Source organism: Thermomonas sp. (assembly GCF_046293095.1).
Lineage (GTDB): Bacteria > Pseudomonadota > Gammaproteobacteria > Xanthomonadales > Xanthomonadaceae > Thermomonas.
In genome coordinates this window covers 191,917-217,503 of sequence record NZ_JBKBPN010000002.1, presented here as the reverse complement: position 1 = coordinate 217,503, position 25,587 = coordinate 191,917, and the positions used below count along the sequence as shown (strand labels likewise).

At 69.4% G+C, this 25,587-nt stretch carries 29 protein-coding genes, 1 tRNA gene and 1 riboswitch; of the genes, 13 read left to right on the top strand and 17 right to left on the bottom strand.

The window, feature by feature from the left end:
• Positions 1 to 65: 65 nt before the first annotated feature.
• Positions 66 to 473, bottom strand: coding sequence for an Hg(II)-responsive transcriptional regulator (gene merR / locus ACK4SG_RS04400; protein WP_409600116.1), 408 nt, complete (start codon positions 471 to 473; stop codon positions 66 to 68).
• A 42-nt stretch (positions 474 to 515) separates the two neighbouring features.
• Here merR and merT point away from each other — a divergent pair, with 42 nt between their 5' ends.
• The 10 genes from merT (at position 516) to pnuC (ending at position 8,184) form a co-directional block, all read left to right on the top strand.
• Positions 516 to 887, top strand: a complete 372-nt coding sequence (gene merT / locus ACK4SG_RS04395; RefSeq protein ID WP_409600114.1) for a mercuric ion transporter MerT — start codon at positions 516 to 518, stop codon at positions 885 to 887.
• 11 nt (positions 888 to 898) lie between these two features.
• Positions 899 to 1,183 carry a mercury resistance system periplasmic binding protein MerP gene (gene merP / locus ACK4SG_RS04390; protein WP_409600112.1) on the top strand — a complete coding sequence of 95 codons (285 nt, stop codon included), beginning with the start codon at positions 899 to 901 and terminating at the stop codon, positions 1,181 to 1,183.
• On the top strand, positions 1,180 to 1,401 hold the full coding sequence (locus ACK4SG_RS04385) for a GDCCVxC domain-containing (seleno)protein (protein ID WP_409600110.1): 222 nt from the start codon (positions 1,180 to 1,182) through the stop codon (positions 1,399 to 1,401). Before merP ends, ACK4SG_RS04385 begins: the two co-directional genes overlap by 4 nt.
• Positions 1,402 to 1,519: 118 nt before the next feature.
• Positions 1,520 to 2,074 (top strand): sigma-70 family RNA polymerase sigma factor, encoded by a 555-nt coding sequence (locus ACK4SG_RS04380; RefSeq protein WP_409600108.1) that lies wholly within the window; start codon positions 1,520 to 1,522, stop codon positions 2,072 to 2,074.
• 63 nt (positions 2,075 to 2,137) lie between these two features.
• A complete protein-coding gene (locus tag ACK4SG_RS04375) occupies positions 2,138 to 3,193 on the top strand; it encodes a permease (protein WP_409600106.1) in 1,056 nt (351 codons plus the stop codon).
• A gap of 10 nt (positions 3,194 to 3,203) precedes the next feature.
• Entirely contained in the window at positions 3,204 to 3,440 is a 237-nt protein-coding gene (locus ACK4SG_RS04370) for a thioredoxin family protein (protein WP_409600104.1), read from the top strand.
• A 1-nt stretch (position 3,441) separates the two neighbouring features.
• Entirely contained in the window at positions 3,442 to 3,891 is a 450-nt protein-coding gene (locus ACK4SG_RS04365) for a rhodanese-like domain-containing protein (protein ID WP_409600102.1), read from the top strand.
• Between the two features lie 231 nt (positions 3,892 to 4,122).
• On the top strand, positions 4,123 to 5,256 hold the full coding sequence (locus ACK4SG_RS04360; RefSeq protein WP_409600100.1) for a phosphotransferase enzyme family protein: 1,134 nt from the start codon (positions 4,123 to 4,125) through the stop codon (positions 5,254 to 5,256).
• A 39-nt stretch (positions 5,257 to 5,295) separates the two neighbouring features.
• Positions 5,296 to 5,392: riboswitch (TPP riboswitch) on the top strand.
• Positions 5,393 to 5,449: 57 nt separating this feature from the next.
• Positions 5,450 to 7,612 carry a TonB-dependent receptor gene (locus tag ACK4SG_RS04355; RefSeq protein WP_409600098.1) on the top strand — a complete coding sequence of 721 codons (2,163 nt, stop codon included), beginning with the start codon at positions 5,450 to 5,452 and terminating at the stop codon, positions 7,610 to 7,612.
• Complete coding sequence (pnuC, locus tag ACK4SG_RS04350; RefSeq protein ID WP_409600701.1) at positions 7,612 to 8,184, top strand: nicotinamide riboside transporter PnuC; 573 nt, start codon at positions 7,612 to 7,614, stop codon at positions 8,182 to 8,184. Before ACK4SG_RS04355 ends, pnuC begins: the two co-directional genes overlap by 1 nt.
• Before the next feature lie 7 nt (positions 8,185 to 8,191).
• On the opposite strand, the gene ACK4SG_RS04345 is transcribed toward pnuC, so the two are convergent.
• The 4 genes from ACK4SG_RS04345 to tpiA all read right to left on the bottom strand — a co-directional run bounded on the left by ACK4SG_RS04345 (position 8,192) and on the right by tpiA (position 9,809).
• The gene (locus ACK4SG_RS04345; RefSeq protein WP_409600096.1) at positions 8,192 to 8,428 is read right to left on the bottom strand and encodes a hypothetical protein; all 237 of its coding nucleotides are present in this window, start codon (positions 8,426 to 8,428) and stop codon (positions 8,192 to 8,194) included.
• 92 nt (positions 8,429 to 8,520) lie between these two features.
• Positions 8,521 to 8,605: transfer RNA gene (locus ACK4SG_RS04340), tRNA-Leu, on the bottom strand.
• A gap of 43 nt (positions 8,606 to 8,648) precedes the next feature.
• On the bottom strand, positions 8,649 to 9,041 hold the full coding sequence (gene secG / locus ACK4SG_RS04335) for a preprotein translocase subunit SecG (RefSeq protein ID WP_409600094.1): 393 nt from the start codon (positions 9,039 to 9,041) through the stop codon (positions 8,649 to 8,651).
• A gap of 21 nt (positions 9,042 to 9,062) precedes the next feature.
• Positions 9,063 to 9,809, bottom strand: a complete 747-nt coding sequence (gene tpiA, locus ACK4SG_RS04330) for a triose-phosphate isomerase (RefSeq protein ID WP_409600092.1) — start codon at positions 9,807 to 9,809, stop codon at positions 9,063 to 9,065.
• Positions 9,810 to 9,874: 65 nt separating this feature from the next.
• Between tpiA and ACK4SG_RS04325 the strand changes: the two genes are divergently transcribed.
• Positions 9,875 to 10,546, top strand: coding sequence for a DUF6445 family protein (locus ACK4SG_RS04325; protein ID WP_409600090.1), 672 nt, complete (start codon positions 9,875 to 9,877; stop codon positions 10,544 to 10,546).
• A 67-nt stretch (positions 10,547 to 10,613) separates the two neighbouring features.
• Here ACK4SG_RS04325 and ACK4SG_RS04320 read toward each other — a convergent pair whose 3' ends face one another.
• From ACK4SG_RS04320 to prmB, 12 genes are all read right to left on the bottom strand, one after another.
• Positions 10,614 to 11,576: an isopenicillin N synthase family dioxygenase gene (locus ACK4SG_RS04320; protein ID WP_409600699.1), complete on the bottom strand. Its 963-nt coding sequence runs from the start codon at positions 11,574 to 11,576 to the stop codon at positions 10,614 to 10,616.
• Positions 11,577 to 11,647: 71 nt separating this feature from the next.
• On the bottom strand, positions 11,648 to 13,009 hold the full coding sequence (glmM, locus tag ACK4SG_RS04315; protein ID WP_409600088.1) for a phosphoglucosamine mutase: 1,362 nt from the start codon (positions 13,007 to 13,009) through the stop codon (positions 11,648 to 11,650).
• Positions 13,006 to 13,893 (bottom strand): acetyl-CoA carboxylase, carboxyltransferase subunit beta, encoded by an 888-nt coding sequence (accD, locus tag ACK4SG_RS04310; protein ID WP_409600086.1) that lies wholly within the window; start codon positions 13,891 to 13,893, stop codon positions 13,006 to 13,008. Before accD ends, glmM begins: the two co-directional genes overlap by 4 nt.
• Positions 13,894 to 13,976: 83 nt before the next feature.
• Positions 13,977 to 14,792: a tryptophan synthase subunit alpha gene (gene trpA, locus ACK4SG_RS04305; protein WP_409600084.1), complete on the bottom strand. Its 816-nt coding sequence runs from the start codon at positions 14,790 to 14,792 to the stop codon at positions 13,977 to 13,979.
• Entirely contained in the window at positions 14,789 to 15,214 is a 426-nt protein-coding gene (locus ACK4SG_RS04300) for a DUF3144 domain-containing protein (protein WP_409600082.1), read from the bottom strand. The genes trpA and ACK4SG_RS04300 overlap by 4 nt, the downstream gene beginning before the upstream one ends.
• Positions 15,215 to 15,320: 106 nt before the next feature.
• Complete coding sequence (gene trpB, locus ACK4SG_RS04295; RefSeq protein WP_409600080.1) at positions 15,321 to 16,556, bottom strand: tryptophan synthase subunit beta; 1,236 nt, start codon at positions 16,554 to 16,556, stop codon at positions 15,321 to 15,323.
• Between the two features lie 204 nt (positions 16,557 to 16,760).
• Positions 16,761 to 17,441 carry a phosphoribosylanthranilate isomerase gene (locus ACK4SG_RS04290; protein ID WP_409600078.1) on the bottom strand — a complete coding sequence of 227 codons (681 nt, stop codon included), beginning with the start codon at positions 17,439 to 17,441 and terminating at the stop codon, positions 16,761 to 16,763.
• Positions 17,434 to 18,225, bottom strand: coding sequence for a tRNA pseudouridine(38-40) synthase TruA (truA, locus tag ACK4SG_RS04285; RefSeq protein ID WP_409600076.1), 792 nt, complete (start codon positions 18,223 to 18,225; stop codon positions 17,434 to 17,436). Before truA ends, ACK4SG_RS04290 begins: the two co-directional genes overlap by 8 nt.
• Positions 18,226 to 18,242: 17 nt before the next feature.
• Positions 18,243 to 20,249: a FimV family protein gene (locus ACK4SG_RS04280; protein WP_409600074.1), complete on the bottom strand. Its 2,007-nt coding sequence runs from the start codon at positions 20,247 to 20,249 to the stop codon at positions 18,243 to 18,245.
• A gap of 33 nt (positions 20,250 to 20,282) precedes the next feature.
• Entirely contained in the window at positions 20,283 to 21,323 is a 1,041-nt protein-coding gene (locus tag ACK4SG_RS04275) for an aspartate-semialdehyde dehydrogenase (RefSeq protein ID WP_409600072.1), read from the bottom strand.
• A gap of 143 nt (positions 21,324 to 21,466) precedes the next feature.
• Entirely contained in the window at positions 21,467 to 22,564 is a 1,098-nt protein-coding gene (gene aroC / locus ACK4SG_RS04270) for a chorismate synthase (RefSeq protein ID WP_409600070.1), read from the bottom strand.
• Between the two features lie 9 nt (positions 22,565 to 22,573).
• Positions 22,574 to 23,518: a 50S ribosomal protein L3 N(5)-glutamine methyltransferase gene (prmB, locus tag ACK4SG_RS04265; RefSeq protein ID WP_409600068.1), complete on the bottom strand. Its 945-nt coding sequence runs from the start codon at positions 23,516 to 23,518 to the stop codon at positions 22,574 to 22,576.
• Positions 23,519 to 23,600: 82 nt separating this feature from the next.
• Between prmB and ACK4SG_RS04260 the strand changes: the two genes are divergently transcribed.
• Positions 23,601 to 24,257, top strand: a complete 657-nt coding sequence (locus ACK4SG_RS04260; RefSeq protein ID WP_409600066.1) for an SCO family protein — start codon at positions 23,601 to 23,603, stop codon at positions 24,255 to 24,257.
• Entirely contained in the window at positions 24,254 to 25,096 is an 843-nt protein-coding gene (asd, locus tag ACK4SG_RS04255) for an archaetidylserine decarboxylase (protein ID WP_409600064.1), read from the top strand. Before ACK4SG_RS04260 ends, asd begins: the two co-directional genes overlap by 4 nt.
• The last annotated feature ends 491 nt before the right edge of the window (positions 25,097 to 25,587 follow it).

Here is a 25,587-nt window from a genome sequence, read left to right as displayed (position 1 = left end):
TCATTTCTGCTTCCCGCATGACACGCGGGCTTCCCGCGACGCCCCGACTTTCCGGAGCGCCATCGTCATGCTGCCTGTAGCGCCTGGATCATCGGGCAACGCACCTCTTCCCTTGCGGCACAGCAGCGTTGCACCAGTTCTTCCAGGACTGTCTCGATGCGCTGGAGATCAGCGAGCTTGGCGCGCACGTCCGTGAGCTTGCGCTCGGCCTGTTCGCGGGCCTCGGTGCAATGCGCCCCATCCTCGAGCTTCAGCAAGTCCGCGACCTCGTCGAGACTGAACCCCAGCCGCTGCGCGGACTTGATGAAGCGCACGCGCGCCAGATCCGCGTCGCCATAGCGGCGGATGCCGCCCAGCGGGCGGGTGGGTTCCTGCATCAGACCCTTGCGCTGGTAGAAGCGGATCGTTTCGATGTTGACCCCGGCGGCCTTGGCCAGGGCACCGATGGTCAGGGTGCCTGCCATTTCGTTCATGGCGCTTGAATCCGTACTCAAGTACGGAAGTAAGCTTGCACCATGAAACCCGATTCCCCAACTGGCTCTCGAACGGATAGTGGGCGTGGCGCGCTGGTGACGGGCGGTCTGGCCGCCATCCTGGCCTCGGCCTGTTGCCTTGGGCCACTGGTGCTGATCACGCTGGGCGTTTCCGGTGCGTGGATCAGCAACCTGACCCTGCTTGAGCCGTATCGGCCCGTCTTCATCGGTGTGGCGCTGGTGGCGCTGTTCTTCGCCTACCGGCGCATCTGGCGGCCCGCTGCTGCATGCGAGCCCGGGCAGGTCTGCGCGTTGCCACAGGCCAGGCGCCGCTACAAGGCTTTGTTCTGGCTGGTGGTGGCGCTGGTCATCGCTGCGCTGGGATTCCCACTGGTTGCGCCGTGGTTCTACTGAAAGGAGTTGCCATGAAGAAACTGGTTGTGATGGCCGCATTGGCCATCCTCGCATCTCCCGTCCGGGCGGCCACGCAAACCGTCACGCTGTCCGTGCCGGGCATGACCTGCGCCGCCTGCCCGATCACGGTCAAGAAGGCGCTCTCCAAGGTCTCCGGCGTTAGCACGGTCGACGTGAATCTGGATCGACGCGAGGCCCGGGTGACCTTTGACGATGTGAAGGCCAATGTCGAGGCCCTCACACGCGCCACCCGGGATGCTGGCTATCCGTCCAGCGTGGCGGGAGCCGCCAAGTGACGACGGTGATCCTGGAATCGACGCTGACCTGTCCCGAGTGCAGCCACACCAAGACGGAGACGATGCCGACGGACGCCTGCCAGTGGTTCTACAAGTGCGAACAGTGCCACGCGGTACTCAAGCCCAAGCCGGGTGACTGCTGCGTGTATTGCTCGTACGGCTCGGTTCCGTGCCCGCCGATTCAGCAGCGGGGCAAGGGCGGATGCTGCAACGGCTGATCCTGCCCGCCGGGGAGGAAGTGAGGGCTGCGCGCCCCACCGCAAGGCAAGGGCTTCGGGCGATGTCCGCGCTATAGTCCACCATCCACGTCACGCCGCGACGCAACAGCACTCCCCCATGGCCGGCAGCAATTCATTCCAATGCGTTGCGCGCGCCTGGGCCGCGCACGAGCGCGAGCTGCTGGCCTTCCTGCGGGGCCACACCGGCCAGCGTGACACCGCCGAGGACCTGCTGCAGGAGGTCTTCCTGAAAGCCATGCGCCAGGGCGAGGGCTTTTGCACACTGGACAATCCGCGGGCGTGGCTGTTCCAGGTGGCCCGCCATGCCCTGATCGATGCTGCCCGCCTGGCCAAACCCCAGGTCGAACTGCCCGACGATCTGGTCGCCCCCGCTGACGAGGAACGCCCGCCCGTGGATGCGCTGGACGCCTGCATCCAGCGCCAGTTGCCGACGCTGGCGGACGAGGACCGTGACATCCTGCAGGCCTGTGACCTGCACGGCCAGACCGTGCGTGCCTACGCCGAGGCCCGCGGCCTGACCCTTCCCGCCGCCAAGTCGCGCCTGTTGCGTGCACGCCAACGGCTGCGCGAGCGCCTGGTGCAGGCCTGTCAGGTCCGCTTCGATGCGCAAGGACGGGTGTGCTGCCATCAGGCCGACGGAGGGTGCGGCTGAATCCTTTTGCCGGGTCATTCGTCATCGTGGGTAGACCGACTCAACGCCATCACAGGCTGCCCCATGAACACCACCACCCGGATTGCCTCCCCCGTCAGACAGTGGCCACAGCGTCACCCCGCCCTGTTCCTCGCTGTGGCGGCAGTGCTCTGGTGGGCCCTGTACCAGACGCTGATCCCGGCCTCGGAAGCCCTGGTGGCGGCGTTGCCGGTCGATCGCAACAGCCATCTCGGCAGCGCCCTGCAATTTTTCTTCTACGACACCCCGAAGGTCCTGCTGCTGCTGACCGGCGTGGTGTTCGTGATGGGCATGATCAACAGCTATTTCACGCCTGAGCGCACCCGTGCCCTGTTGGCCGGGCGCAGCGAAGGCGTGGCCAACGTGCTGGCGGCTCTGCTCGGGATCGTGACGCCGTTCTGCTCGTGCTCGGCGGTGCCGCTGTTCATCGGCTTCGTGCAGGCCGGGGTGCCGCTGGGGGTGACGTTCTCGTTCCTGATCGCGGCGCCAATGGTCAACGAGGTGGCACTGGCGCTGCTGTTTGGGCTGTTCGGCTGGAAGATCGCGGCGCTGTACCTGGGCCTGGGGCTGACGGTGGCGATCGTGGCGGGCTGGGTGATCGGCCGGCTGAAGATGGAAGCCTATCTGGAAGACTGGGTGCGGGAGATCCCGAAAATGTCGGCCACCTTCCAGGATGGCGGACTGACCCTGGGTGACCGCATCCAGGCCGGTTTTGCCAGCGTGCGCGAGATCGTGGGCAAGGTCTGGCCTTACATCCTGGCCGGTATCGCCATCGGCGCCGGCATCCACGGCTGGGTGCCCGAAAACTTCATGGCGTCCATCATGGGCAAGCAGGCGTGGTGGTCGGTGCCACTGGCGGTGCTGATCGGTGTGCCGATGTACACCAACGCCGCCGGCGTCATCCCGATCGTGCAGGCCCTGCTGGCCAAGGGCGCGGCGCTGGGCACGGTGCTGGCGTTCATGATGAGCGTGATCGCGCTGTCCTTCCCCGAGATGGTGATCCTGCGCAAGGTGCTCAAGATGCGCCTGATCGCCACCTTCGTGGCGGTGGTGGCCAGCGGCATTCTGGTTGTGGGTTATGTGTTCAACTGGGTTCTATGAGGAAATGGAAATGAAAGACATCAAGGTCCTGGGCACCGGCTGTGCCAATTGCAGAACCACGATTGCGCTGATCGAAGAGGTGGCGCGGGAGAAAGGTGTGCCGGTGGCTCTGCAGAAAGTGGAAGACATCAAGGACATCATGAGCTACGGCATCATGAGCACGCCCGGCGTGGTCATCGACGGCAAAGTGGTGCATGCAGGCGGCATCCCCGCACGCGACAAGATCGGCCAATGGCTGGAGGCGTGAGATGGATGCCGCACAAACAGATCGCAAGCCGCTGGCCGATGCCCGTGCGTACTGCCCGACGCTGACCCTGCGCAAGGTGACCGAGGAAGGCGCCTGGCTGGTGGATGTGCGGGAGCCGGAAGAAACCGCCGCGCTGGCATTCGATGTGCCCAATCTGGTCCAGATGCCGCTGAGCGAGTTCGAGCGGCGTTACGCCGAGCTGCCGCGTGACCGCGAGCTGATTCTGGCCTGTTCGGCAGGCGCGCGCAGCCTGAAGGCGACCTATTTCCTGATGTATCACGGCTATACGCAGGTCGCCAACATGGAGGGTGGTCTCGACAAGTGGGTGCGCAAGGGGTTTCCGGTTCGCGGTGACGGCAGGGCCGCCGACGCCACGTGCAACTGCGCTCCTGCGGGTGCCGCTGCCAGTGGCTGCTGCACTCCCGCGCCCGCCTCAGGCGGCTGTTGCTGATCCTCGACCCGGCGGCGGGAGCGTCAACAACCAGGCCGGCATTGCAGGGGTATATGCCAATGCCGCGGCCGGATGCCGCAAGATGGCAAGGTTCACCCACCCCGCGCACGCCATCGAATATGCAACCCATCCATCCTCCCGGCGCGCCCCCCCATGCGGGCCGCCGCCGCGCGCCCATGCCGTGCGCCAGACACTGCTGGCGCAGATTTCCCGGCCGTAGTTGCGCGCGCCATGGCTGAGGACAACCACCGGCTGCATGGCTGGGACAGCGATCAGGTCGCACTGTTCCGCCCCCGGCTGGAGCCCGCCGATGTGCGCAGCTTGCTGGCCCGCTTCGGGGCACTGCATGGTCCGCTGCACCTGCTCTGGCACAGCCCGCGGCCATTCTCAGCGGTGGCCCGGGTGGCCACGCCGGCGGGCGATGTCTTCGTCAAGCGCCAGCATGCCCGCGTGCGCAGCCAGGCCGCATTGCGCGAGGAGCATGCCCTGCTTGCCCATCTGCGCGGCCACGGCCTGCCAGTGACGCAGGTATTGGCGGATGACGCCGGCGAAACCGCGATTGCCATGGGTGACTGGGTCTACGAGGTGCACGCGCCTGCCGCCGGCGTGGATGTCTACCGCGATACGCCATCCTGGACGCCACTGCTCCGGCTGGGGCATGCCCGCCAGGCCGGCCGCATGCTTGCGCATCTGCATGCGGCGACAACCGATTTCACCGCGGAGGCGCGAACCGCTACCCGGCTGGTGGCGCGCGACGACGCCCTGCGCGCACCCGACCTGCACGCCGCGATCGCCTCCCAACTGGCGTGGCGCCCCGGCCTGGCCGCTTTCCTTGCCGGCCGCGACTGGCAACGGGAGCTGGCCCCCATCGCCGACCGCCATCACGCGCTGCAACCCCGGCTGGCCACGCTGCCGCGGCGATGGACGCACGGCGACTGGCACGCCTCCAACCTGTGCTGGACCGACGACAGCGATGATGCCGCCGTGGCCGCGGTGCTGGATTTCGGGCTGTGCGCACCCACCTTCGCGCTGTACGACCTGGCCACCGCCATCGAACGCAATGCCATCGCCTGGTTGCAGTTGGAGCGCGGCATGCGGGCGGTGTTCCCCGACACCGCGCGCGCACTGGTGGACGGCTATGCCGAGGTGCTGCCGCTGTCGGCGGCGGATCACGCGCTGCTGGCCGACCTGCTGCCGCTGGTGCATATCGACTTCGCGCTGTCCGAGATCGACCACTACCAGGACGCGTTCGGCGCGTGCGCGCAGGCCGACCGGGTCTGGCACGACGTGCTGCTGGGGCATGCCGCCTGGTTCGGAACCGCGCCAGGACAGGCGCTGCTGGCTGCGATCCGCACGCGCGAATGAACCCGACTGGCACACGGTCGGCGCTTCATGGTTCAATGAAAACAGAAGCGGGGGTGCCCGGCATTGGCCGGGCTGAGAGAGTCCCTTGGAACCTGATCCGGTTCGTACCGGCGTAGGGAGCTTGATTGGAACGGCCGTGCCCGCGTGGGCGGCCGTTCGCCGTCGCTTCGTCCTTCCTCCCGAGACGACGACGATGACTTTCTCCCGCACCCCCCTCCTGCTTGCCCTGCTGCCACTGCTGGCCACCGCTGCACACGCCGACGAGACCGATGGCCAACCGAAGATCACCCGCCTGGCGCCGGTGCGCGCGGTCAGGGGTGGCGACGGCGCGCCGCGCGACGCGGGTATCGACGGCTGGGGCACTACGCCGCTGCGCGATACACCGGCGGCGGTCCGGGTGATCGGCCACCAGCAGCTGGACGACCACCAGGTGCGCACACTCAGCGAGCTGGCGCGCGAGGACGCCTCGCTCGGCGACAACTACGCGCCGGTGGGCTATTACCAGAACATCGCCATCCGCGGCTTCGCGCTGGATGCCGGCACCGGTTACCGCGGCAACAACCTCGCCATGACCGGCGAGCAGACCATCGCGCTGGAGGACAAGCAGCAGGTCGAGGTGCTGAAGGGTCTGGCCGGACTCACCGCGGGCGTGATGGAACCCGGCGGCGTGGTGAACTTCGTCAGCAAGCGTCCCGCCGAAGTGCGCGACCTGGTGTTGGGCACCGACTCGCACGGCTCGCGCTACGTGGCCGTGGACGTCGGCGGCTGGCTGAGCCCGACGTTCGGCCTGCGGGCGAACGTGGCCAGGGAGGACATGCACTCCCACGTCCGCCACGCCGACGGCCGGCGCAACTTCTACGCGCTGGCAGCGGACTGGAAGATCGCCCCGGGGACCACCGTGGAGCTTGACAGCAACTACCAGACCAGCGCGCAGCGCTCGGTTTCCGGCTACCAGCTGCTGGGCGGCGTGGCGCTGCCGCAGAACCCGGACCCCACCCTGATGCTGGGCTACCAGCCCTGGCAGCAACCGGTCGCGATCCGCAGCACCAACACCAGCGCGCGCCTGCACCATGCGCTGGGCGAGGACTGGACCCTGCGCGTGGCCGCCGGCCGCAGCCGCAGCGTGATCGACGACAACGTTGCCTTCGCCTACGGCTGCTGGTACGTGGCTGCCTGCTGGAGCGGCAGCCCGCCCTGGTACTTCGCGCCCGACGGCAGCTACGACATCTACGACTACCGCAGCCCGGACGACACCCGGGTGGGCGACAACGCCCGCGCCAGCCTCGAAGGCCGCTTCCAGACTGGCGCCGTTGCGCACACCCTTACCGTGGGCACCAGCGCCTTCCACCGCAGCATCGACCGCCACGGCAGCGTCAACGAGTACGTCGGCACGTGGAACATCGCCGATGGCGAACCGCCGGTGTTCGCGCCCTCGCCCAAGCAGCCGGGCCCGAAGGTACGTCGCCTCGACAGCTGGCAGCGCAGCGGCTTCGCGATGGATCGCCTGTCGCTGGGCGATCGCTGGCAGCTGGTGCTGGGGGCGCAGTTCGTGCGCCTGCACGAGCGCGCGCGTAACAAGGCCGGCGCGATCGAGCGCGAAACCCGCCTGTCCACGACACTGCCGCAGGTCGCGCTGCTCTGGCAGCCGCGGGACGCCGTGAGCGTGTACGCAAGTGCCAGCAAGGGACTGTCGCTGGGCAGGGAAGCCCCCTACTGGACCAGCAACGACGGCGCGATGCTGGCACCGCGCATCACCCGCCAGCTGGAAACCGGCGTGAAGTGGCGCTGGAACGACCGGCTGGACCTGGATGCCAGCCTGTTCCGCATCCGCCAGCCCTACCAGTACGCGCAGCCCGATGCCTCCGCCGCCGGCTTCACCTTCGTCGAGCGCGGCCGGGAAGTGCACGACGGCCTGGAACTTTCGGCCAATGGCCGCCTGACCGACGCGCTGGGCCTCAATGCCAGCGTCGCGATGATCCGCGCCCGGGCGGACGGCACCGGCACCGCGGCGTTCGACGGCAGGCAGGTGGTCAACGTGCCGCGGCTGCGCGCCAGCCTGCACCTGGACTACACGCTGCCGGTGCTGCCGCGGCTCGCCCTGCAGGCGGGCTGGCGCCATGCCGCCGCCAATCCGGCCACGCCGGACGGCACGGTGGAGGCCCCGGCCTACGATGTGTTCGATGCCGGCCTGCGTTACACCGGGCAGCTGCGCGAGCGCGCATTCGCGGTGCAGCTGGGGATCGACAACCTGTCCAACCGCCGCTACTGGCGCGACACCGGCAGCTCGCTGGGCGACAACTACCTGTTCCCGGGCACCCCGCGGCTGGCGCGCCTGACGGTGCGAGTCAGCCTGTGATCACCCTCCACGAAACCGCCGCCGCAATTCTCAGCGCCGCCGCCGTGTGGCTGACCACGCGGCGCAGCCCGTGGTGCTTTCCGGTCGGGCTGCTGTCGGTATCGATCTACATCTGGGTCTATGCCGGTGCGCGGCTGTATTCCGAAGTGCTGCTGCAGTGCTTCTGGGTGGTGATGCTGTTGGCGGGGTGGTGGCGCTGGCTGCGCCACCTCGACGACACAGGCCACGTACGGGTGGCACCGCTGAGGCGCCGGGATGCCGGCCTGCACCTGCTCATCGGTGTCACCGGCGGGCTGGCGCTGGGATTCGCCATGCACCGCTACACCAATGCCGCGCTGCCTTGGCTGGACGCCATGCTGACATCCCTCAGCCTGGTGGGACAGCTCTGGCAGAACCGTCGGCACGTGGCGGCCTGGTGGATGTGGATCGCGGTGGACGTGGTCTACGTCGGCATGTTCGCCAGCAAGCACCTGTTCGTCACCTCCGTGCTTTACATCGGCTTCGTGGCATTGGCCGTGAAGGGGCTGCGGGACTGGACCCGCGCGGCGGCGGCCGCGCCTGCCGCGGACTGAGGCCTGCCTAGCCGCCTGCCGCGGCGGCATCCCAGGGCGTGGCCGCCTCCAGCCACGCCCACAGCTCGGCCACGGTGCAGGATGCCAACGCTGCCTGTGCCTCCGCGCGTCCCGGTGCCGGGGACGGGCATTGCCGGAGTTCACCTCCGCCCATCGGACTGAACACCAGCCAGTGCTGGCCGTACGACCCCTCCAGCAGCGCTGCCTGCCACGCCTGGCCACTGGCGTCCTCGAATGTGCGCATACGGGTCGGCCTCCGCGGGGATACCCCGAGTCTAGCGGCATCGGCGAATGCGGCAGGCAAGAAAAAACCCCGCCGGAGCGGGGTTTTTTGATTGGTGCCCAAAGGGGGACTCGAACCCCCACGACTTGCGTCGCTACCACCTCAAGGTAGTGCGTCTACCAATTCCGCCATCTGGGCAATGCGTTGTGTTGCGGGATTCTAGGCCCTGTCGGCGTCCGCGTCACTGCCCCTGCGCGGGAGCAGGTGCCGGCTGCTGGGCCGGCTGCGCGGCGGGCGCGGGCTGCGCCGGCGCGGTGGGGATCTGCGCGGCGGGCTGGGCGGGCGCCGGCTGCTGCGCCATCACGCCCAGATCGGCCTTGGCCGGGCCTTGGCGATTGGCCTGCTTGCTGGCGTACATCGCCATGCCCATGCTGATGGTGAAGAACGCCACGGCAAGCCACTTGGTGGTCTTGGTCAGGAAGTTGGACGCACCACGTGCACCGAACACGGTGGCCGAGGCGCCGCCGCCGAAGCCGGAGCCGGCCTGGGCGCCGGAACCCTGCTGCAGCAGGACGAACACGACGATGGCCACGGCCACCAGCACGTACACGATATTGACGAGTTGCAGCAGCATCTTGCGCGTTCTCTAGGTGATTCAGGCCGCCGCGCGGGCGATGGCCAGGAAGTCCGCGGCCGCCAGGGAGGCGCCGCCGATCAGCCCGCCGTCCACGTCGGCCTGCGAGAACAGGCTGGCGGCGTTGTCGGGCTTCACGCTGCCGCCGTACAGCAGGGGCAACGAATCGGCAATATTAGCATCCAGCGCGGCCACTTGGCTACGGATGAAGGCGTGCACGGCCTGCGCCTGCTCCGGGCTAGCGGTGCGGCCGGTGCCGATCGCCCAGACCGGCTCGTAGGCCACCACGGCGGCGGCGAACGACGCCACGCCGGCGCGCTCCAGCACCGGGCGCAGCTGGTCGGCGATCACCGCCTCGGTGCGGCCCGCCTCGCGCTCCTCCAGGCGCTCGCCCACGCACAGCACCGGCACCAGTCCGGCCGCCTGCGCCGCGACGAACTTCTCCGCCACCAGCGCACTGCTCTCGCCGTGGTACTGGCGGCGCTCGGAATGGCCCACCAGCACGTAGCGCGCACCGACGTCGGCCAGCATCGACGCCGCCACCTCGCCGGTATAGGCACCCTTGTCATGGGCACTGACGTCCTGCGCACCCAACCCGATCCCGGCCTGCGCGCACGGGCCCGCCAGGCCTTCCAGATAAGGAAAGGGGGGCAGCACCACCAGCTCGACCGCTGCCGGCAGGCCGGCGGCGATCTCGGCCACCAAGGCGGCGGCGAAAGCACGATTGCCGTGCAGTTTCCAGTTCCCGGCGACGATCTTGCGACGCATGCGGCACCCTGTGCGCGAAAAGCCCAGTTTACCAACTGCGCCCGGAGCCGCCGTATCATCCGCCGATGAAGCCGATGCCCCCTGCCCCGCGCGTCCTGCCCTACCGCAAGCCCACCGAGGGTCGCGACTACTGGCTGTTCGACGACGTGCTGCCCAACGCCGCGGATGTCCGCGCGCGCTGCCTTGGCAAGCAGGACTGGGCGCTGGGCTTCCCGCATACCGGCGAAAGCTGGCCTGGACGCCGGGCCATCCCTGCGCTGGAACCGGACGAGCTGGCACACGTGGAAGACATCGTGCGCAAGGCGACCGGCGCCAAGCGTCTGTGGGTGCAAAGCACCCCCCAGGGCAAGACGCTGAACCACAACTGCGTGCAGGTAGTCGGCGCGCAGGAAGCGGGCGCGCGGCCGCACACCGATTCGCGCTCGCTGTGCCGCTATGCCGCCGTGCTTTATCTCACCCCGGATGCCCCGCAGGAGTGCGGCACCAGCTTCTACCGCCAGCGCCTGCCCAGCGGGCAGTTGGGCGGCAACACGGTGACCAAGCCGCATGACAATCTGGTCGATGCGCCGGGCACCCGCTTCGTGCCGCCCGGCTCGTTCGTGGAAGACGTGCGCGTGCCCAACCGCTTCAACCGGCTGCTGGTGTACAGCGCCGCCATGATCCACAGCGCCACCGCCTACTGCGGCAATATGCTGGCGGACGAACGGATGGCGGCCGTGTTCTTCTGGATGGCCTGAGCCCGGCGCGAAGCCCAAGTGGGACGCCGGCGAAACAAAGGCCGCCTTGCGGCGGCCTTCTCCCTGCCTACTTCAGCTTGATCTCGCGCAGGCGCTCTTCCAGGTAGCCTTGGGCGGTGATCGGCTCGGGGTAGCGGCTGGGATTGTCCGGGGTGATGCAGGACGGCAGCACGTCGATCAGGAAGTCCGGGTTCGGGTGCAGGAAGAACGGCGTGGAATAGCGCGGCTGGCGCGCCTTTTCGCCCGGCGGGTTCACCACGCGATGGGTGGTGGACGGGTACACGTGGTTGGTCAGGCGCTGCAGCATGTCACCGATGTTGACCACGATGGTGTCGGCATCGGCGGTAAACGGCACCCACTCGCCCTTGCGCGACAGCACTTCCAGGCCTTCCGCGCTGGCACCCACCAGCAGGGTGATCAGGTTGATGTCCTCGTGCGCGCCGGCACGCACATTGGGGATGTCATCGGCGGTGATCGGCGGGTAATGGATCGGGCGCAGGATGGAGTTGCCGTTGTCGGTCTTGTCCGCGAAGTAATCGGCAGGCAGGCCGATGTGCAGGGCCAGCGCGGACAGCACCTGCGAGCCCAGCGCATCCAGTGCCTGGTACAGGCCATAGCCCACCTCGCGGAACCCCGGCACTTCCGCCGGCCACAGGTTTTCCGGCATGTCGGCGGCGTACTTCGAATCGCGGCGGATCTCGCGTCCGATGTGCCAGAACTCCTTGAGGTCGGAATATTGGGCGCCCTTGGCGGTCTCCACCCCGAACGGGGTGTAGCCGCGCGCGCCGCCACCGCCCGCCACGTGGTACTGGCGCTTGGTCTCCTCCGGCAACGCGAAGAACGCCTGGAAGGTGGCGTAGGCGCGATCAATCTGCGCCTGCGGGATGCCGTGGTTGCGGATGCCGGCGAACCCCCATTCGCGGTAGGTCGCGCCCAGCTCGTCGACGAAAGCCTGGCGGTCTTCCGGGCTGGCGGGGTGGGTGAAGCGGCGGATGTCGAGGGTGGGGATGCGGGGCGAGGCGGTCTGCATGGACATGGGGTTGGCGTCCTGGAAATCGGCGGCAGTGTGCACCTGCCGCACAAGGAAGATGTTGATCCGGATCAGGCGGCCGCGGCGCGGACAGCGTCGGCCAGGGTGGCCAAGGTGGTGTCGACCAGCGCGGCATCATCGGCCTCCACCGTCACCCGCACCACCGGCTCGGTACCCGAGGGACGCAGGAAGGCGCGACCGCGCCCTTCGACAGCACGCTGCGCTTCGGCCAACGCGGCCTGCACGCTGGGCGCCTCGGCCGGCTTGCGGCCGGCGGCGAAACGCACATTGACCGTTTTCTGCGGCACCTTGCGCAGCCCCTCCAGAGCCTGCGCAAGGCCGATCCCGCGGCGCTGCAGCACCTCCAGCACCTGCAGCGCGCTGATGATGCCATCGCCGGTGCTGGCGCGGTCCAGGCAGAGGATATGCCCGCTGGCCTCGCCGCCCAGCACGCCATCGCTGGCCAGCAATTGCTGGTGCACATAGCGATCACCGACCTTGGCGCGCACAAAGGGGATGCCGCGCGCGGCCAGCGCCTGCTCGAAGCCGTAGTTGGTCATCAGGGTGCCGACCACCGGGCCGCGCAGGCGGCCACTGTCCTGCCAGTCGCAGGCCAGCACGTACAGCAGGTCGTCGCCGTCGCAGATGCGGCCGTCGGCATCGACGAACAGCACGCGGTCGCCGTCGCCGTCGAAGGCGATACCCAGCGCGGCGCCGGTGGCGCGCACGCGCGCGGCCAGCGCCTCGGGGTGGGTGGAGCCCACGCCCTCGTTGATGTTGACGCCGTTCGGCTCCACGCCGATGGCGTCCACGCGCGCATCCAGCTCGCGCAAGACCAGCGGCGCCAGCTGGTAGGTCGCGCCATTGGCGCAATCGACCACGATGTGCAGGCCGCCCAGCTGGAACCCTTTCGGCACCGACCCCTTGCAGGCCTCGACATACCGGCCAACCGCATCGCGGGTGCGGACGGCCTTGCCCAGCCGTTCCGACGGGACAGTGGAGAACGGGGCATCCAGCGCGGCCTCAATGGCCAGCTCGGTGGCATCGTCGAGTTTTTCGCCCTGGGCTGAGAAGAACTTGATGCCGTTGTCGTGATGGGGATTGTGCGAAGCGGAAATGACGATGCCGCCATCGGCGCGCAGCGAGCGGGTGAGGTAGGCCACCGCCGGGGTTGGCATCGGCCCCATCAGCTGCACGTCCACGCCGGCGGCCACCAGCCCGGCTTCCAGCGCCGCTTCGAACATGTAGTTGGAGATCCGGGTGTCCTTGCCGATCACCACCATCGGCTTGCGCCATTCCTGGCGGTCACGCGCGGCGGCCGCAAGGGCATGGCCATAGGCATTGCCCAGGCGCAGCACGAAGTCGGCGGAGATCGGGCCTTCGCCGACCCGCCCCCGGATGCCGTCGGTGCCGAAATACCTGCGTGCGCTCACGCGGCTGCCTCGTCCACAGGCGCCGGACGCCGCATCAGCAGCGCCAGCAGGTGGGCCAGGCGCTCGCGCATCTCGCGGCGGTCAACGATCTGGTCCACGGTGCCGTGCTGGAGCAGGAACTCGCTGCGCTGGAAGCCTTCCGGCAGTTTTTCGCGCACGGTCTGTTCGATCACGCGCTGGCCGGCAAAGCCGATCAGCGCGCCGGGCTCGGCCAGGTTGAGATCGCCCAGCATGGCGAAGCTGGCGGACACGCCGCCCGTGGTCGGGTGCGTGAGCACCGAGATGTACGGCAGGCCGGCCGCGCGCAGGCGGCCCAGCGCGGCCGAGGTCTTGGCCATCTGCATCAGCGAGAACAGGCTTTCCTGCATGCGCGCGCCGCCGCTGGCGGTGAAGCACACAAACGGGCAGCCCAGCTCCAGCGCGCGCTCGGCGGCCAGGGCGAAGCGTTCGCCCACCACCGAGCCCATCGAGCCGCCCATGAAGGCGAAATCGAACGCCGCCGCTACCAGCGGCTGCCCCAGCAGCTTGCCCTCCAGCGCCACCAGCGCGTCGCGCTCGCCGGTCGATTTCTGCGCGGCCTTGATGCGCTCGGAGTACTTCTTCTGATCCTTGAATTTCAGCACGTCTGTCGGGCCAAGCGCGGCGCCGATCTCGCGCCCCTCGCCACCGTCCAGCAACGCGGCCAGCCGCGCGCGGGCACGGATCGGCATGTGGAAGGCGCACTTGGGGCAGACCTCCAGGTTCTCTTCGAGCTCCGGCCGGTACAGCACCGTGCCGCAGCGCTCGCACTTCTCCCACAGTCCCTCAGGCACGCTGCGCTTGCGCTCGCTGCCCGCCTCGGTGCGGATGCCGGTCCCCGGCATGATTTTCTTGAGCCAGCTCATTGGTTTTGATCACCGCAGATTGCGTCGCGCGGACAACTGCCCGCTCCCACCCCGGCCGCGCCGGGCTGGCGCCAGTCTACTCCTCAGGCCAACGCCGCCCCGCCATCCAACGCCTCGCGCAACGGGCAAAGGAACCCGCTGGCGCGCGATGCCGCCTCGTCGGCATCGCCGCTGCCGTCCAGGGCGGACACCAGCGCGCTGCCGACCACCACGCCATCGGCATGGGCGGCCATCGCCGCCGCACTGGCGGCGTCGCGGATGCCGAAGCCGGCGAACACCGGGATCTTCGCCATCGCGCGCACGTCGGCCAGATGCCGGGCCGCGTCGCCCACGTCAAGCTGGGATGCACCGGTCACGCCGGCATAGGTCACGTAATACAGGTAGCCATCGGCCTGCTCGCACAGGCGCTGCAGACGGGCCTGCGGCGTGGTCGGCGAGGCCAGCGAGATCAGCGCCAGCCCGTGCTGGGCGAACGCCAACCGATAGACCTCCGCCTCCTCGGGCGGCAGGTCCACCAGCAGCATGCCGTCCACCCCGGCGCTGGCGGCCTCGGCGGCAAACGCCGCCGCACCGCGGATCTCGACCGGGTTCAGGTACCCCATCAGCACGACGGGTGTGTCCGCATCCTTCGCACGGAAGTCGCGCACGCAGTTCAGCACGTAGCCCAGCCCCGCCCCGCGGGCCAGCGCACGCTCGGAGCTGCGCTGGATCACCGGGCCGTCGGCCATCGGGTCGGAAAACGGCACGCCCAGCTCGATCACGTCCGCGCCGGCTTGCGCCAGCGCATGCATGACCGGCACCGTGGCCGCCAGCGACGGATCGCCGGCGGTCACGAACGGGACCAGCCCCTTGCGCCCGGCCGACCGCAATGCGTCCAGCCGCTGCTGCAGACGCGTCATTCGTTGGCCGCAGCCGGCGCGTCCTTGAGGCGGCCGACCTTCACGCCGGCGGCCTTGTACTCCTCGGCCAGCTCGGAGTCGCCCACGTCGATGCCACGCTCCTCGCCCATGCCGTCCAGGTGCTCGTTCAGCATGCGGCGGTACATGGTGGTCATGTAGTCGAGGAACGGCAGGCGCTCCTCGGCGGCAGCGATCGGCTTGACGTTGGTCAGGAACACGTGGGCATTGAAGCGCGCCGCCGCAAACAGCGCCGCCAGGCTGATGTTCTTCTCGCCGTACTTCTGCGACTGCTTGTTGGTCAGTTCAAGGTACTCGTTGACGCAGTCAAAGAACTGCGGCGGGAACGGGGTGCCGCCCTGGGCGTTCTGCTGTTCGGCCGCGGGCTGGGCCTGCTGCTCCTGCTGAGCGATATCGTCGGCCATGGCCGGACTCCTACATGGTTTGGGTGAAGTGGAACCGGGCATTCTCGCCGAAACCGGGCCGCAGGCCAAATGGCCACTTCCGGCGCGGTCCGGCGGGGCGCGATGGTCAGAGGGACAGGCCCTCGCGGGCGGCGATGGTGTGCACGTCCTTGTCGCCGCGGCCGGACAGGTTGCACAGCACCAGCGCGTCCTTGGGCAGCTCGCGGGCCAGCTTGATCGCCTGCGCCACCGCGTGGCTGGACTCCAGCGCCGGCAGGATGCCCTCGGTACGGGTGAGGCGGTGGAACGCCGCCATCGCCTCCTCGTCGGTCACGCCCACGTACTCGGCGCGGCCGGTGTCCTTCAGGAAGGCGTGCTCGGGGCCGACGCCCGGGTAGTCCAGGCCGGCGGAGATCGAGTGGGTCTCGATGATCTGGCCGTCGTCATCGCAGATCACGTAGGTGCGGTTGCCGTGCAGCACGCCCACCCGGCCCGCCGCCAGCGACGCCGCGTGGCGGCCGGTCTCGATACCATCCCCCGCCGCCTCGGCGCCGACGATGCGCACCGACGGGTCGTTCAGGAAGGCGTGGAACATGCCAATCGCATTACTGCCACCGCCCACGCAGGCGGTGATGGCATCCGGCAGACGGCCGTACTCGGCCAACATCTGCGCCCGCGCCTCGCGGCCGACCACGGCGTTGAAGTCGCGCACCATGCGCGGGTACGGGTCCGGGCCTGCCACGGTGCCGATGATGTAGAACGTATCGCGCACGTTGGTTACCCAGTCGCGCATCGCTTCGTTCAGCGCGTCCTTCAACGTCGCCGAACCGCTGGTGACCGGCACCACCGTCGCGCCCAGCAGCTTCATCCGGTACACGTTGATCTTCTGGCGCTCGATGTCGGTGGCGCCCATGTAGACCACGCACTCCAGGCCCAGCCGCGTGGCCACGGTGGCGCTGGCGACGCCGTGCTGGCCGGCGCCGGTCTCCGCGATGATGCGGGTCTTGCCCATCCTTGAGGCCAGCAGCGCCTGGCCGATGGTGTTGTTGATCTTGTGCGCGCCGGTGTGGTTCAGGTCTTCGCGCTTGAGCAGGATCTGGGCGCCACCCACCTCGCGACTGAGGCGCTCGGCATGGTAGATCGGGCTGGGCCGGCCAACGTAATGCTTGAGGTCTTTCTCGAACGCGGCGATGAAGGCCGGGTCGACGCGCGCGGCGTCGTAGGCCGCGGCCAGCTCCTGCAGGGGGCCGATCAGGGTCTCGGCGACGAAGCGCCCGCCGTGGCGGCCGAAGTGGCCGTTGGCGTCGGGGAAGGCATGGAAATCGGGGGCCGCGACGGCGGCCTGGGGGCTGGGAACGTTCACGCGGAAGTCTCCGGAGTCGGAACGCGCGGGCCACGGGGCCACGGCGCAGGTCGAAACGAGGGGGAGTGGCGCCCGGGGGCGCACAGGCACGACGCGTTGCGCGGCGTTATCGGACCGCCGCCGCAGGCACGCGGCGCCAGCGCCGCAGGGAGCGGCCGAAGGGGGCGCGGGAGCGATTCGACGTCTTCATGGCGTGCGCATAGCCTACCCGATCCGGGCCGGAGAATCTCCATCGAGGTCGGCGGCGCGCACGGCCTCGACGAAACGCCGCATGCGCGCGCCATCCTTGATGCCGGGGGCCAGCTCGATGCCGCCGGCCACGTCCACGCCCCACGGGCGCACGGCGCGGATCGCGTCGGCCACGTTGTCGGGGTCCAGCCCGCCGGCCAGCAGCCACGGCCGGTCCAGATCGGCCGGAACCGAAGCGGCGTCGAGCCGCTGCCCGCTGCCACCCGGCTGCCCCGGCGCGTGGCCGTCCAGCACGAAACCGGCGGCATGCGGCCAGCGCGCGCGCAGGGTTGCGCCGCCCACGGCCGCGCCGCCCAGCCCCACCCCCTTGAAGTACGGCAGTCCGAAGCGGCGGCAGAACGCGTCGTCCTCGCTGCCGTGGAACTGCAGCAACGTCGGCCGCACCTGCGCGATGGCGGCGCGGACCTCGGCGGCGTCGTTGTCCATGAACAGCGCCACCAGGTCCACCATCGGCGCCAGCGCCGCGCGCATCGCCGGGGCCATCGCCGGGTCCACCCGGCGCCGGCTGCGCGTCGCAAAGATCACCCCCACCGCGTCCACGCCCAGCTCGCAGGCCAGGCGCACGTCGCCCGGCCGGGTCAGGCCGCAGAACTTGATGCGGGTGCGGAACGGCACGCCGCAGGCTGTATCACTCATCGCAGCACACCTCTTCCGGCAAGCCCCAGTGCCGCGGGTATTTCGGGCCGAGGAACAGCAGGCCCGCCGACGGCGCGGTGGGCCCGGCAACGGTGCGGTCGCGACCTTCCAGCAACTCGGCGATCCACGCCACCGGGCGCTCGCCCCGCCCCACCATCAGCAGCGAGCCCACGATGTTGCGCACCATGTGATGGAGGAACGCGTTGGCCTGCACCTCCACCACCACCTCGTCGCCGACGCGGGTAACGGTAATGTTCTGCAGGTTGCGACGGGCATGGGTGGCCTGGCATTGCGCGCTGCGGAACGCGGAGAAGTCGCGCTCGCCGGGCAGCGCCTGCGCGGCGGCGTGCATGGCGTCGGCATCCAGCGGCATGCGCTCCCAGCCCAGGTACTGGCGCTCCAACCCCGGCCGCGAACTACGGTTGAGGATGCGGTAGCGGTAGCGGCGTGCCCGCGCCGAGAAGCGCGCGTTGAAGTCGTCCGCCACCGGCACGCACCAGCGCACCGCCACCGTAGGCGGCAGGTTGGCGGTGGTGCCGAGGATCCAGCCGCGCGCGTCGCGCGTGGCGTCGGTGTCGAAATGCACCACCTGGCAGCGCGCGTGCACGCCGGCGTCGGTGCGGCCGGAACAGACGGTGTCGATGGGCGCGGCAGCCACCTTCGACAGCGCGATCTCCAGCGCGGTCTGCAGGCTGCCGTCGTCGGCCAGCGCGCCGGCCGCGCTCAGGCGCTGCCAGCCGGAGAACCCGCCGCCGTCGTATTCCAGCCCCAGCGCCAGCCGCATCGCGTGCCCGGGCGCCCTCAGCCCACCAGCTTGCCGAGCATGCGCGCGGCTTCGTCGCTGACCGCCTGGTCGTCATCGTCCAGCAGTTCCAACAACAGCTGCTGCGCGGAGTTCTCGTCGCCGACGTCCAGGAAGGCGCGCGCCAGCTTGAACCGCTGCTCCGCGCTGGCCTGCACCGGGACATCGGCCGGCGCCGGCAGGTCATCGACATCGCCGCCTGCCACGGCGGGTTCGGTCGATTCGATTACGGGCACCGTGGCCTCAGTGACGGCCGGCGCAGGCTCGGCAGCCGGCACCTCGGTGCGGTGCCAGGCCGGCACGGCGCGCTCATCCCCTGCCACAGTGGGCGCCGGCGTGGCCGCTGCATCGGTGGTCGGCATCCCGGCGTCGGCATCCACAGGAGCATCCGCTGCCGCGGCATCATGGTCGACGTGGGGCACTTCGTCCGCGATCGTGGCAGACGCCACTGGCGCGGCCATGCTGGCGGCCAGCGCCTCGCTGTCGAACAGGCTGCGGCGCACCGGCGGGGCCGGACGGCGGCGGCCGGCCAGCAGCCAGGCCCCCAGCGCCAGCACCACCACACCCAGGCCGCCCCAGATCCAGGGCATCGACGACCCGCCCGCCTGCGGCGCCGGTGCGGCCTGCGTGGCCGCCTTGGCAGCGGCCGGAGCCGGCACAGCGGCCTGCGCGCCGCGGTTGGCTTCGGCCAGCCGCGCCTGCGCGGCGGCCAGCTCGCTGTCCTTCAGCGAGATCAGCTTCTGCTGCTCGTCCTTCAGCTTCTCCAGCGCCGCCAGACGCTCCTTCAGCTCGCTGATCTCGGCCGACTTCGCCGCGATGTCCTCGTCGCGCTGACGCAGTTCCTGTTGCAGCATGCTGCCCTCGCCACCGGCGCTGGTGCCGGACTTGTTGCCTGTTGCCTTGCCGGGCCCCGACGGCGGCACGATCTGGAGGCGTGCCTCCTGGCGTGGCGCTGCGGTGGCCGGGGACGCAGTGGGTTTGGCCGCCGCGCTGGCAGCGGCCGGCGCGGTGGCGGGTTTGCTGGCGGCCGGCTTGGCCGGAGCGGCCGCGCGGGCCACCGCGGGCGCGGCGTCCGGCTGGCGCACGGCGCGGCGCGACTGCCGCCACTGGCGCATCTGCTGGCGCACGACCTGCGCGGCTTCCTCGGGCGCAATACGGGCCACGTCTTCGCGGCTGGGCACGCGCAGCACCGCGCCGCTGCGCAGACGGTTCACGTCGTCGCCAAGGAAGGCATCGGGATTGGCCTGCAGCAGCGCCAGCATGGTCTGGTCAAGGCTGAATTCGCGCCGCAGGCCCAGCCCGCTGGCGATCTTCGACAGCGATTCGCCGCGCTTCACCGGGCCGTATTCGGCGGGATCCGCCGAGGCGGCCGGCGCGGGCGCGGGCACGTAGGCCGGGCGCGTTGCCGGCAGCGGCGCGATGGCGATCGAGGGGGCCGCAGGCTCTGCCGGGGCAGGCGCAGGGGCCATCGCGGGCGGCACGACCGGCTTGTCCGGAAGCGGGACGGCGGCCGGAGCGGTGTCCCCCGGCATCGGCGACGGGCGCTGGACCACGGCGGGCGCCGGGGTCTGCGGGGCCTGCACGTCCGGCGGCAAGACGGCGCCGGCGGTGTTGGGCGCGTCGACCAGCGCGGAGTACTCGCGCACCAGCCGGCCGGCACCCCAGTCCACTTCGATCAGGAAGTTCAGCTCGGCCTGCTCGACCGGGCGCAGCGTGGTCACCCGGATCACCGGGCGGCCCTTGCTGTCGCTGCCCAGGCTGAACTGCAGGTCAGAGGCGATGCCGGTGGGCGGCGCCAGGCCAACCCGGCGGAAAGTGTCCGGCGAAGCCAGGCGGGCGCGCAGCGCGGCCAGTTCGCCCGGCGTCGTGGAGACGATGGGGATTTCCGCCAGCAGCGGCTGGTTGCGCTTGCTCTTGACCTGGATCTGGCCCAAGCCCAGCGCCCACGCATTCCCCGCCGCCAGCAGCAGCGCCGCTGCCACCGCCGTTCGCAATGTCCTGATCACGTGTGCTCCATCCCCCGCCTTGGCGCCGTGACTCTAGCCGTGCGCAGCCTTCGGGGGCAACCCTTCGGCCACCAGCAGCTCCGCGATCTGCACCGCGTTGAGCGCCGCGCCCTTGCGGATGTTGTCCGCCACCACCCACAGGTTGAGGCCGCGTGGGTGCGACAGGTCCTCGCGGATGCGGCCCACGAACACCGGGTCCTTGCCCGAGGCGTGGGTCACCGGCGTGGGATAGCCGCCGGCCTTGCGCTCGTCCACCACCTCCACGCCGGGGGCATCCTCCAGCAGCGCGCGCGCCTCGTCGGGAGTGATCTTCTTTTTCGTCTCGATGTTGACCGCTTCGGAATGGCCGAAGAACACCGGCACGCGCACCGCGGTGGGGTTCACCTGGATGGACGCATCGCCCAGGATCTTCTGCGTCTCCCACACCAGCTTCATCTCTTCCTTGGTGTAGCCGTTGGGCTGGAACTCGTCGATGTGCGGGATCAGGTTGAATGCGATCTGCACCGGGAACTTCGCCGGCGCCGGGTCCTGGAAGCTGAGCAGCGCCGCGGTCTGGCGCCCCAGCTCCTCCATCGCGCTGCGGCCACCACCGGAGACGGACTGGTAGGTGGCCACGTTGATGCGCTCGATGCCGTACACCTTGTGGATCGGCGCCAGCACCGGCATCAGCTGCATGGTGGAACAGTTGGGGTTGGCGATGATGCCGCGCGGGCGGTGGCGCGCCGCGTCCGGATTCACTTCGCTGACCACCAGCGGCACGTCGTCGTCGTAGCGGAAGGTGGAGGAGTTGTCGATCACCACCGCGCCGGCAGCCGCGAATTTGGGCGCGTATTCCTTCGAGATCGCGCCGCCCGCGGAGAACAGCGCGATGTCGATGGCTGACGGGTCGAACGTGGCCAGGTTCTGCACCACCAGTTCGTCGTCGCCGAACGCGACCTTGGTGCCGGCCGAACGCTCGCTGGCCAGCGCCACCACGTCGCTGGCCGGGAACTCGCGCTCCGCCAGGATCGACAGCATCACCTCGCCCACCGCGCCGGTCGCGCCGACCACGGCCACCTTGTACTGCTTGCTCATGTCTTGTGTCTCTGTGTGCGTGCAGGCGGGCGGGCGGCGCCGTCGGGCGACGATGCGCGGACACGGCCGCGCCTGCGGGAAAGGGGAACGATACGACAGGGATGCGGCGCGACGCTGCCCACGGGGCTGCTGGCGGCGCGCCGCTAGCGTTTCGGGGCCGCGGCCGGCACGCGCGGCGACACCGCGCCCACGTCGCCGCACTGGGCACGGTGGCGCAGCGCCTGGTCCATCAGCACCAGCGCAAGCATCGCCTCGCAGATCGGCGGCGCGCGCAGGCCCACGCAGGGGTCGTGGCGGCCGGTGGTGACGATGTCCACCACGTTACCGTCCACGTCCAGGCCCTGCACCGGCAGGCGCAGGCTGGAGGTGGGCTTGAACGCCACCGACACGGCAATCTGCTGGCCGGTGGAAATCCCGCCCAGGATGCCGCCGGCGTGGTTGGACAGGAAACCGTCCGGCGTCATCACGTCGCGGTGCTCACTGCCCTTCTGCGCCACCGCCGCGAAGCCGTCGCCGATCTCCACGCCCTTGACCGCGTTGATCGACAGCATCGCCGCCGCCAGTTCGCCATCCAGCTTGCCGTAGATCGGCTCGCCCCAGCCCGGCGGCACGCCGTCGGCCACGGCCAGCACGCGCGCGCCCACCGAATCGCCGGACTTGCGCAGCGCGTCCATGTAGGTTTCCAGCTCCGCCACCTGCGCCGCGCAAGGCCAGAAGAACGGATTGGTTTCGACATCGGCCCAGTCGTGCGAATGCGGGAGCACCTCGCCGATCTGGGTCACGCAGGCGCGCACGGTCACGCCGCGCTGCGCCAGCCACTTCTTGGCAATCACCGCCGCCGCCACGCGCATGGTGGTCTCGCGCGCGCTGCTGCGACCGCCGCCGCGCGGGTCGCGGATGCCGTACTTCTGCCAGTAGGTGTAGTCAGCGTGGCCGGGGCGGAACTGCGCGGCGATGGTGCCGTAGTCCTTGCTGCGCGCGTCGGTGTTGCGGATCAGCAGCGCGATGGGCGTGCCGGTGGTCACACCTTCGTAGACGCCCGACAGGATCTCCACCTCGTCCGCCTCGCGCCGCTGCGACACGTGGCGCGAATTGCCGGTGGCCCGCCGCTTCAGGTCGGCCGCGAAGTCCTCGGGCGCCACCGGGATGCCCGGCGGGCAGCCGTCAACGACGCAGCCGATGGCCGGCCCGTGCGATTCGCCAAACGTGGTGACGCGCAGCAGGTGGCCGAAGGTGTTCATGGGCGCGGCTTAGAACAACCCAGCCGACGCCGCGCCCGTCTCGCGAGCGGCGGCCAGCGCGGTGATGCGGGCGTTGTGCTCGATCAGGTCGGCGCACTCGGCCACGAAGATGCCCATCTGGCCCACCTTGAACTCCACCCACGCCAGCGGCAGCTCCGGCAGCAGCTGCACCAGTGCGCGCTCGGCTTCGCCGACTTCGCAGACCAGCAGGCCGTCCTCGGTCAGGTGCAGCGGGGCGTCGCGCAGGATGCGCAGGCACAGGTCCAGGCCGTCGTCGCCGGCGCGCAGGCCCAGCTCGGGCTCGTGCGCGTACTCGCGCGGCAGCGCGTCGGTTTCGTCGTTGGTGACGTACGGCGGGTTGGTGACGATCAGGTCGTAGCGCTCGCCCTGCAGGCCGCTGAACAGGTCGGACTTCAGGAAGCGCACGTTCTCCACGTGCAGGCGCTTTTCGTTCTCGCGGGCCAGCGCCAGGGCGTCGTCGCTGATGTCCACGCCGTCCACGTGCCAGTCCGGGTTGTAGTGCGCCATGGCAATCGCAATGCAGCCGGAACCGGTGCACAGGTCCAAGGCGCGGCGCACCTCGCGGTCGCCCAGCCAGGGCTGGAAGCCGGATTCGATCATCTCGGCGATTGGCGAGCGCGGCACCAGCGCACGCGGGTCGGACTTGAAGCTGAGCCCCGCAAACCACGCCTCGCCGGTGAGGTAGCAGGCCGGGATGCGCTCCTCGATGCGGCGCAGGAACAGCGCCAGCACTTCCTCCTTCTCCGCCTCGGTGACGCGTGCGTTGCCGTACACCGGCGACAGGTCGTGCGGCAGGTGCAGGGCGTGCAGGGTGAGCTGGGTCGCCTCGTCCAGCGCGTTGTCGAAGCTGTGGCCGAAGGTCAGGCCCGCCGCGTTGAACCGGCTGGCGCCGTAGCGGATCAGGTCGATGATGGTCTGCAATTCCTGGGACATGGGCGACAACACGCGGGCACGGCCGGGAAGTATAGCGGCGGCGCCCCGGTATCATGGCGGTCCACCCCTGCGCCAAACGCCCATGTCCAAGCGTCTTGTTCTTGTCGTGCTGATCGCCGCCCTGGCCGCCGGGCTGGGCCTGTGGGCCTCGCAGCTGCTGCACGGCCCAGCCGCCCCCGCAGCGCCCGCGCTGCCCACGCTGCCCGCCCCCCGCGCCGTGACCCTGCTGCCCACCCCACGCGTGCTGCCGCCGTTTTCCCTGCAGCAGGCCGACGGCACCGCGCTGACGCAAGACACCCTGAAGGGCCATTGGACGGTGGTGTTCCTGGGCTTCACCCACTGCCCGGACGTTTGCCCCACCACGCTGGCAGAACTGGCCGGCGCCCAGAAGCAGTGGGCCGCCCTGCCCGCCGCCACCCGCCCGCGCGTGCTGTTTGTCTCCGCCGACCCCGAGCGCGACACCCCGCAAATCGTGGCCCAGTACGCCCACGCCTTCCACCCCGACACCCTGGCCGCCACCGCGCCGATTCCGCAGCTGGAGGCCTTCGCCCGCTCGCTGTCGCTGGTCTTCATGAAGGTGCCCGGCCCCAGTGGCGACCCGGCCGACTACAGCATCGACCACAGCGCTGCGGCAGTGCTGCTGGACCCACAAGCCCGCATGGCCGGCGTGGTGCAACCGCCGTTTGACGTGAAGGGCATCGCCGCCGACCTGGAAACGCTGACCCAGGCCGCCCGATGAGCCCCATCACCGCCCTCACCTACGTGCTGCCGCACCGCCTGCTGTCCTGGCTGGCGCGGCGGCTGGCCTATTCCACCAACCGCGCGGTCAAGCAGTGGCTGATCGACACCGTGACCCGCAAGTTCGGCGTGGACTTAAGCGAAGCGGCGCAGCCCGACCCCACCGCCTACCCCAGCTTCAATGCCTTTTTCACCCGCGCACTCAAACCCGGCGCACGCACCCCTGACCCCGACCCGCGTGCCCTGCTGATGCCCGCCGACGGCCACATCAGCCAGTGCGGGCCGATCGTGGACGGCCGCATCTTTCAGGCCAAGGGGCAGAGCTTCACCGCTGCCGAACTGCTGGGCAGCCAGGCCGATGCCGCCCCGTTCCACGACGGCAGCTTCGCCACCGTGTACCTGTCACCACGCGACTACCACCGCGTGCACATGCCCTGCACCGGCACGCTGCGCGAAACCGTGCACGTGCCCGGCCGCCTGTTTTCGGTGGGCGTGGACGCCGTGGCCAGCGTGCCGCGCCTGTTTGCCCGCAACGAGCGCCTGGTCTGCCATTTCGATACCGACTTCGGCCCGATGGTGCAGGTGATGGTGGGCGCGCTGCTGGTCTCCGGCGTTGAAACCGTCTGGGGCGGCGTGGAAATCCCCCCCTACGGCCACACCATTACCCGCAAGGACTACCGCGGCCGCGGCATCACCCTGGAACGCTTCGCCGAAATGGCCCGCTTCAACTACGGCAGCACCGTCATCGTGCTGCTGCCCAAGGACGCGGCGACATTAGACCCGGCCCTGCATGCACAATCCCCGGTGCGACTGGGGCAGCGGCTGGCGCTGCGGGAGTGACGCCGCCGGCAGGTCAAGGTCAGTCCGTCGGAATCCAGATACGACAAGGCCCGTAGCGATGCGGGCCTTGTGCGTTGTGGGAACTCTCAGATCAGAAAGTGAGCCTGACCTCGTTGCCGAAACCCCATTACCGAATCTGGCGCTATTCACACGAGGCTACTGAATTACCCGCTTCGATTGTCAGACAAAATATCAATTGCCCGGGACAATAGCTCAGAAACGCATGGAAACTCGACAGATATTGACTTCATAACCTCTATAGCCCCATTGCGATCAGACCATCTTGAAATAAACAAATGGCGTGGATTCACGCAAGAAGGATTGTGACAGGAATGGGAGATATCAACACTGGAACTTAGATCAAAATTCTCGTCAACATAAAATAGCCATGATGCGACATGCGCAGGCTTAGTGCCCCGCCAAAGAGAACCCATTCCAAAAACCCCATACCCACGCTGATTCCTTCCAGCGTGCCATTCCCAACATTCATC

Excerpts from the sequence above, each read along its gene's own strand:
- ACK4SG_RS04290 (WP_409600078.1), bottom strand. The coding sequence starts at position 17,441 with ATGAGTGATACAGCCTGCGGCGTGCCGTTCCGCACCCGCATCAAGTTC.
- ACK4SG_RS04380 (WP_409600108.1), top strand. The coding sequence starts at position 1,520 with ATGGCCGGCAGCAATTCATTCCAATGCGTTGCGCGCGCCTGGGCCGCG.
- merR (WP_409600116.1), bottom strand. The coding sequence starts at position 473 with ATGAACGAAATGGCAGGCACCCTGACCATCGGTGCCCTGGCCAAGGCC.
- ACK4SG_RS04320 (WP_409600699.1), bottom strand. The coding sequence starts at position 11,576 with ATGCAGACCGCCTCGCCCCGCATCCCCACCCTCGACATCCGCCGCTTC.
- merT (WP_409600114.1), top strand. The coding sequence starts at position 516 with ATGAAACCCGATTCCCCAACTGGCTCTCGAACGGATAGTGGGCGTGGC.
- ACK4SG_RS04325 (WP_409600090.1), top strand. The coding sequence starts at position 9,875 with ATGAAGCCGATGCCCCCTGCCCCGCGCGTCCTGCCCTACCGCAAGCCC.
- ACK4SG_RS04365 (WP_409600102.1), top strand. The coding sequence starts at position 3,442 with ATGGATGCCGCACAAACAGATCGCAAGCCGCTGGCCGATGCCCGTGCG.
- merP (WP_409600112.1), top strand. The coding sequence starts at position 899 with ATGAAGAAACTGGTTGTGATGGCCGCATTGGCCATCCTCGCATCTCCC.
- aroC (WP_409600070.1), bottom strand. The coding sequence starts at position 22,564 with ATGAACACCTTCGGCCACCTGCTGCGCGTCACCACGTTTGGCGAATCG.
- ACK4SG_RS04360 (WP_409600100.1), top strand. The coding sequence starts at position 4,123 with ATGGCTGAGGACAACCACCGGCTGCATGGCTGGGACAGCGATCAGGTC.
- truA (WP_409600076.1), bottom strand. The coding sequence starts at position 18,225 with ATGCGGCTGGCGCTGGGGCTGGAATACGACGGCGGCGGGTTCTCCGGC.
- ACK4SG_RS04300 (WP_409600082.1), bottom strand. The coding sequence starts at position 15,214 with ATGGCCGACGATATCGCTCAGCAGGAGCAGCAGGCCCAGCCCGCGGCC.
- ACK4SG_RS04260 (WP_409600066.1), top strand. The coding sequence starts at position 23,601 with ATGTCCAAGCGTCTTGTTCTTGTCGTGCTGATCGCCGCCCTGGCCGCC.
- prmB (WP_409600068.1), bottom strand. The coding sequence starts at position 23,518 with ATGTCCCAGGAATTGCAGACCATCATCGACCTGATCCGCTACGGCGCC.
- ACK4SG_RS04375 (WP_409600106.1), top strand. The coding sequence starts at position 2,138 with ATGAACACCACCACCCGGATTGCCTCCCCCGTCAGACAGTGGCCACAG.
- ACK4SG_RS04370 (WP_409600104.1), top strand. The coding sequence starts at position 3,204 with ATGAAAGACATCAAGGTCCTGGGCACCGGCTGTGCCAATTGCAGAACC.
- accD (WP_409600086.1), bottom strand. The coding sequence starts at position 13,893 with ATGAGCTGGCTCAAGAAAATCATGCCGGGGACCGGCATCCGCACCGAG.
- trpA (WP_409600084.1), bottom strand. The coding sequence starts at position 14,792 with ATGACGCGTCTGCAGCAGCGGCTGGACGCATTGCGGTCGGCCGGGCGC.
- ACK4SG_RS04345 (WP_409600096.1), bottom strand. The coding sequence starts at position 8,428 with ATGCGCACATTCGAGGACGCCAGTGGCCAGGCGTGGCAGGCAGCGCTG.
- secG (WP_409600094.1), bottom strand. The coding sequence starts at position 9,041 with ATGCTGCTGCAACTCGTCAATATCGTGTACGTGCTGGTGGCCGTGGCC.
- tpiA (WP_409600092.1), bottom strand. The coding sequence starts at position 9,809 with ATGCGTCGCAAGATCGTCGCCGGGAACTGGAAACTGCACGGCAATCGT.
- asd (WP_409600064.1), top strand. The coding sequence starts at position 24,254 with ATGAGCCCCATCACCGCCCTCACCTACGTGCTGCCGCACCGCCTGCTG.
- ACK4SG_RS04355 (WP_409600098.1), top strand. The coding sequence starts at position 5,450 with ATGACTTTCTCCCGCACCCCCCTCCTGCTTGCCCTGCTGCCACTGCTG.
- ACK4SG_RS04275 (WP_409600072.1), bottom strand. The coding sequence starts at position 21,323 with ATGAGCAAGCAGTACAAGGTGGCCGTGGTCGGCGCGACCGGCGCGGTG.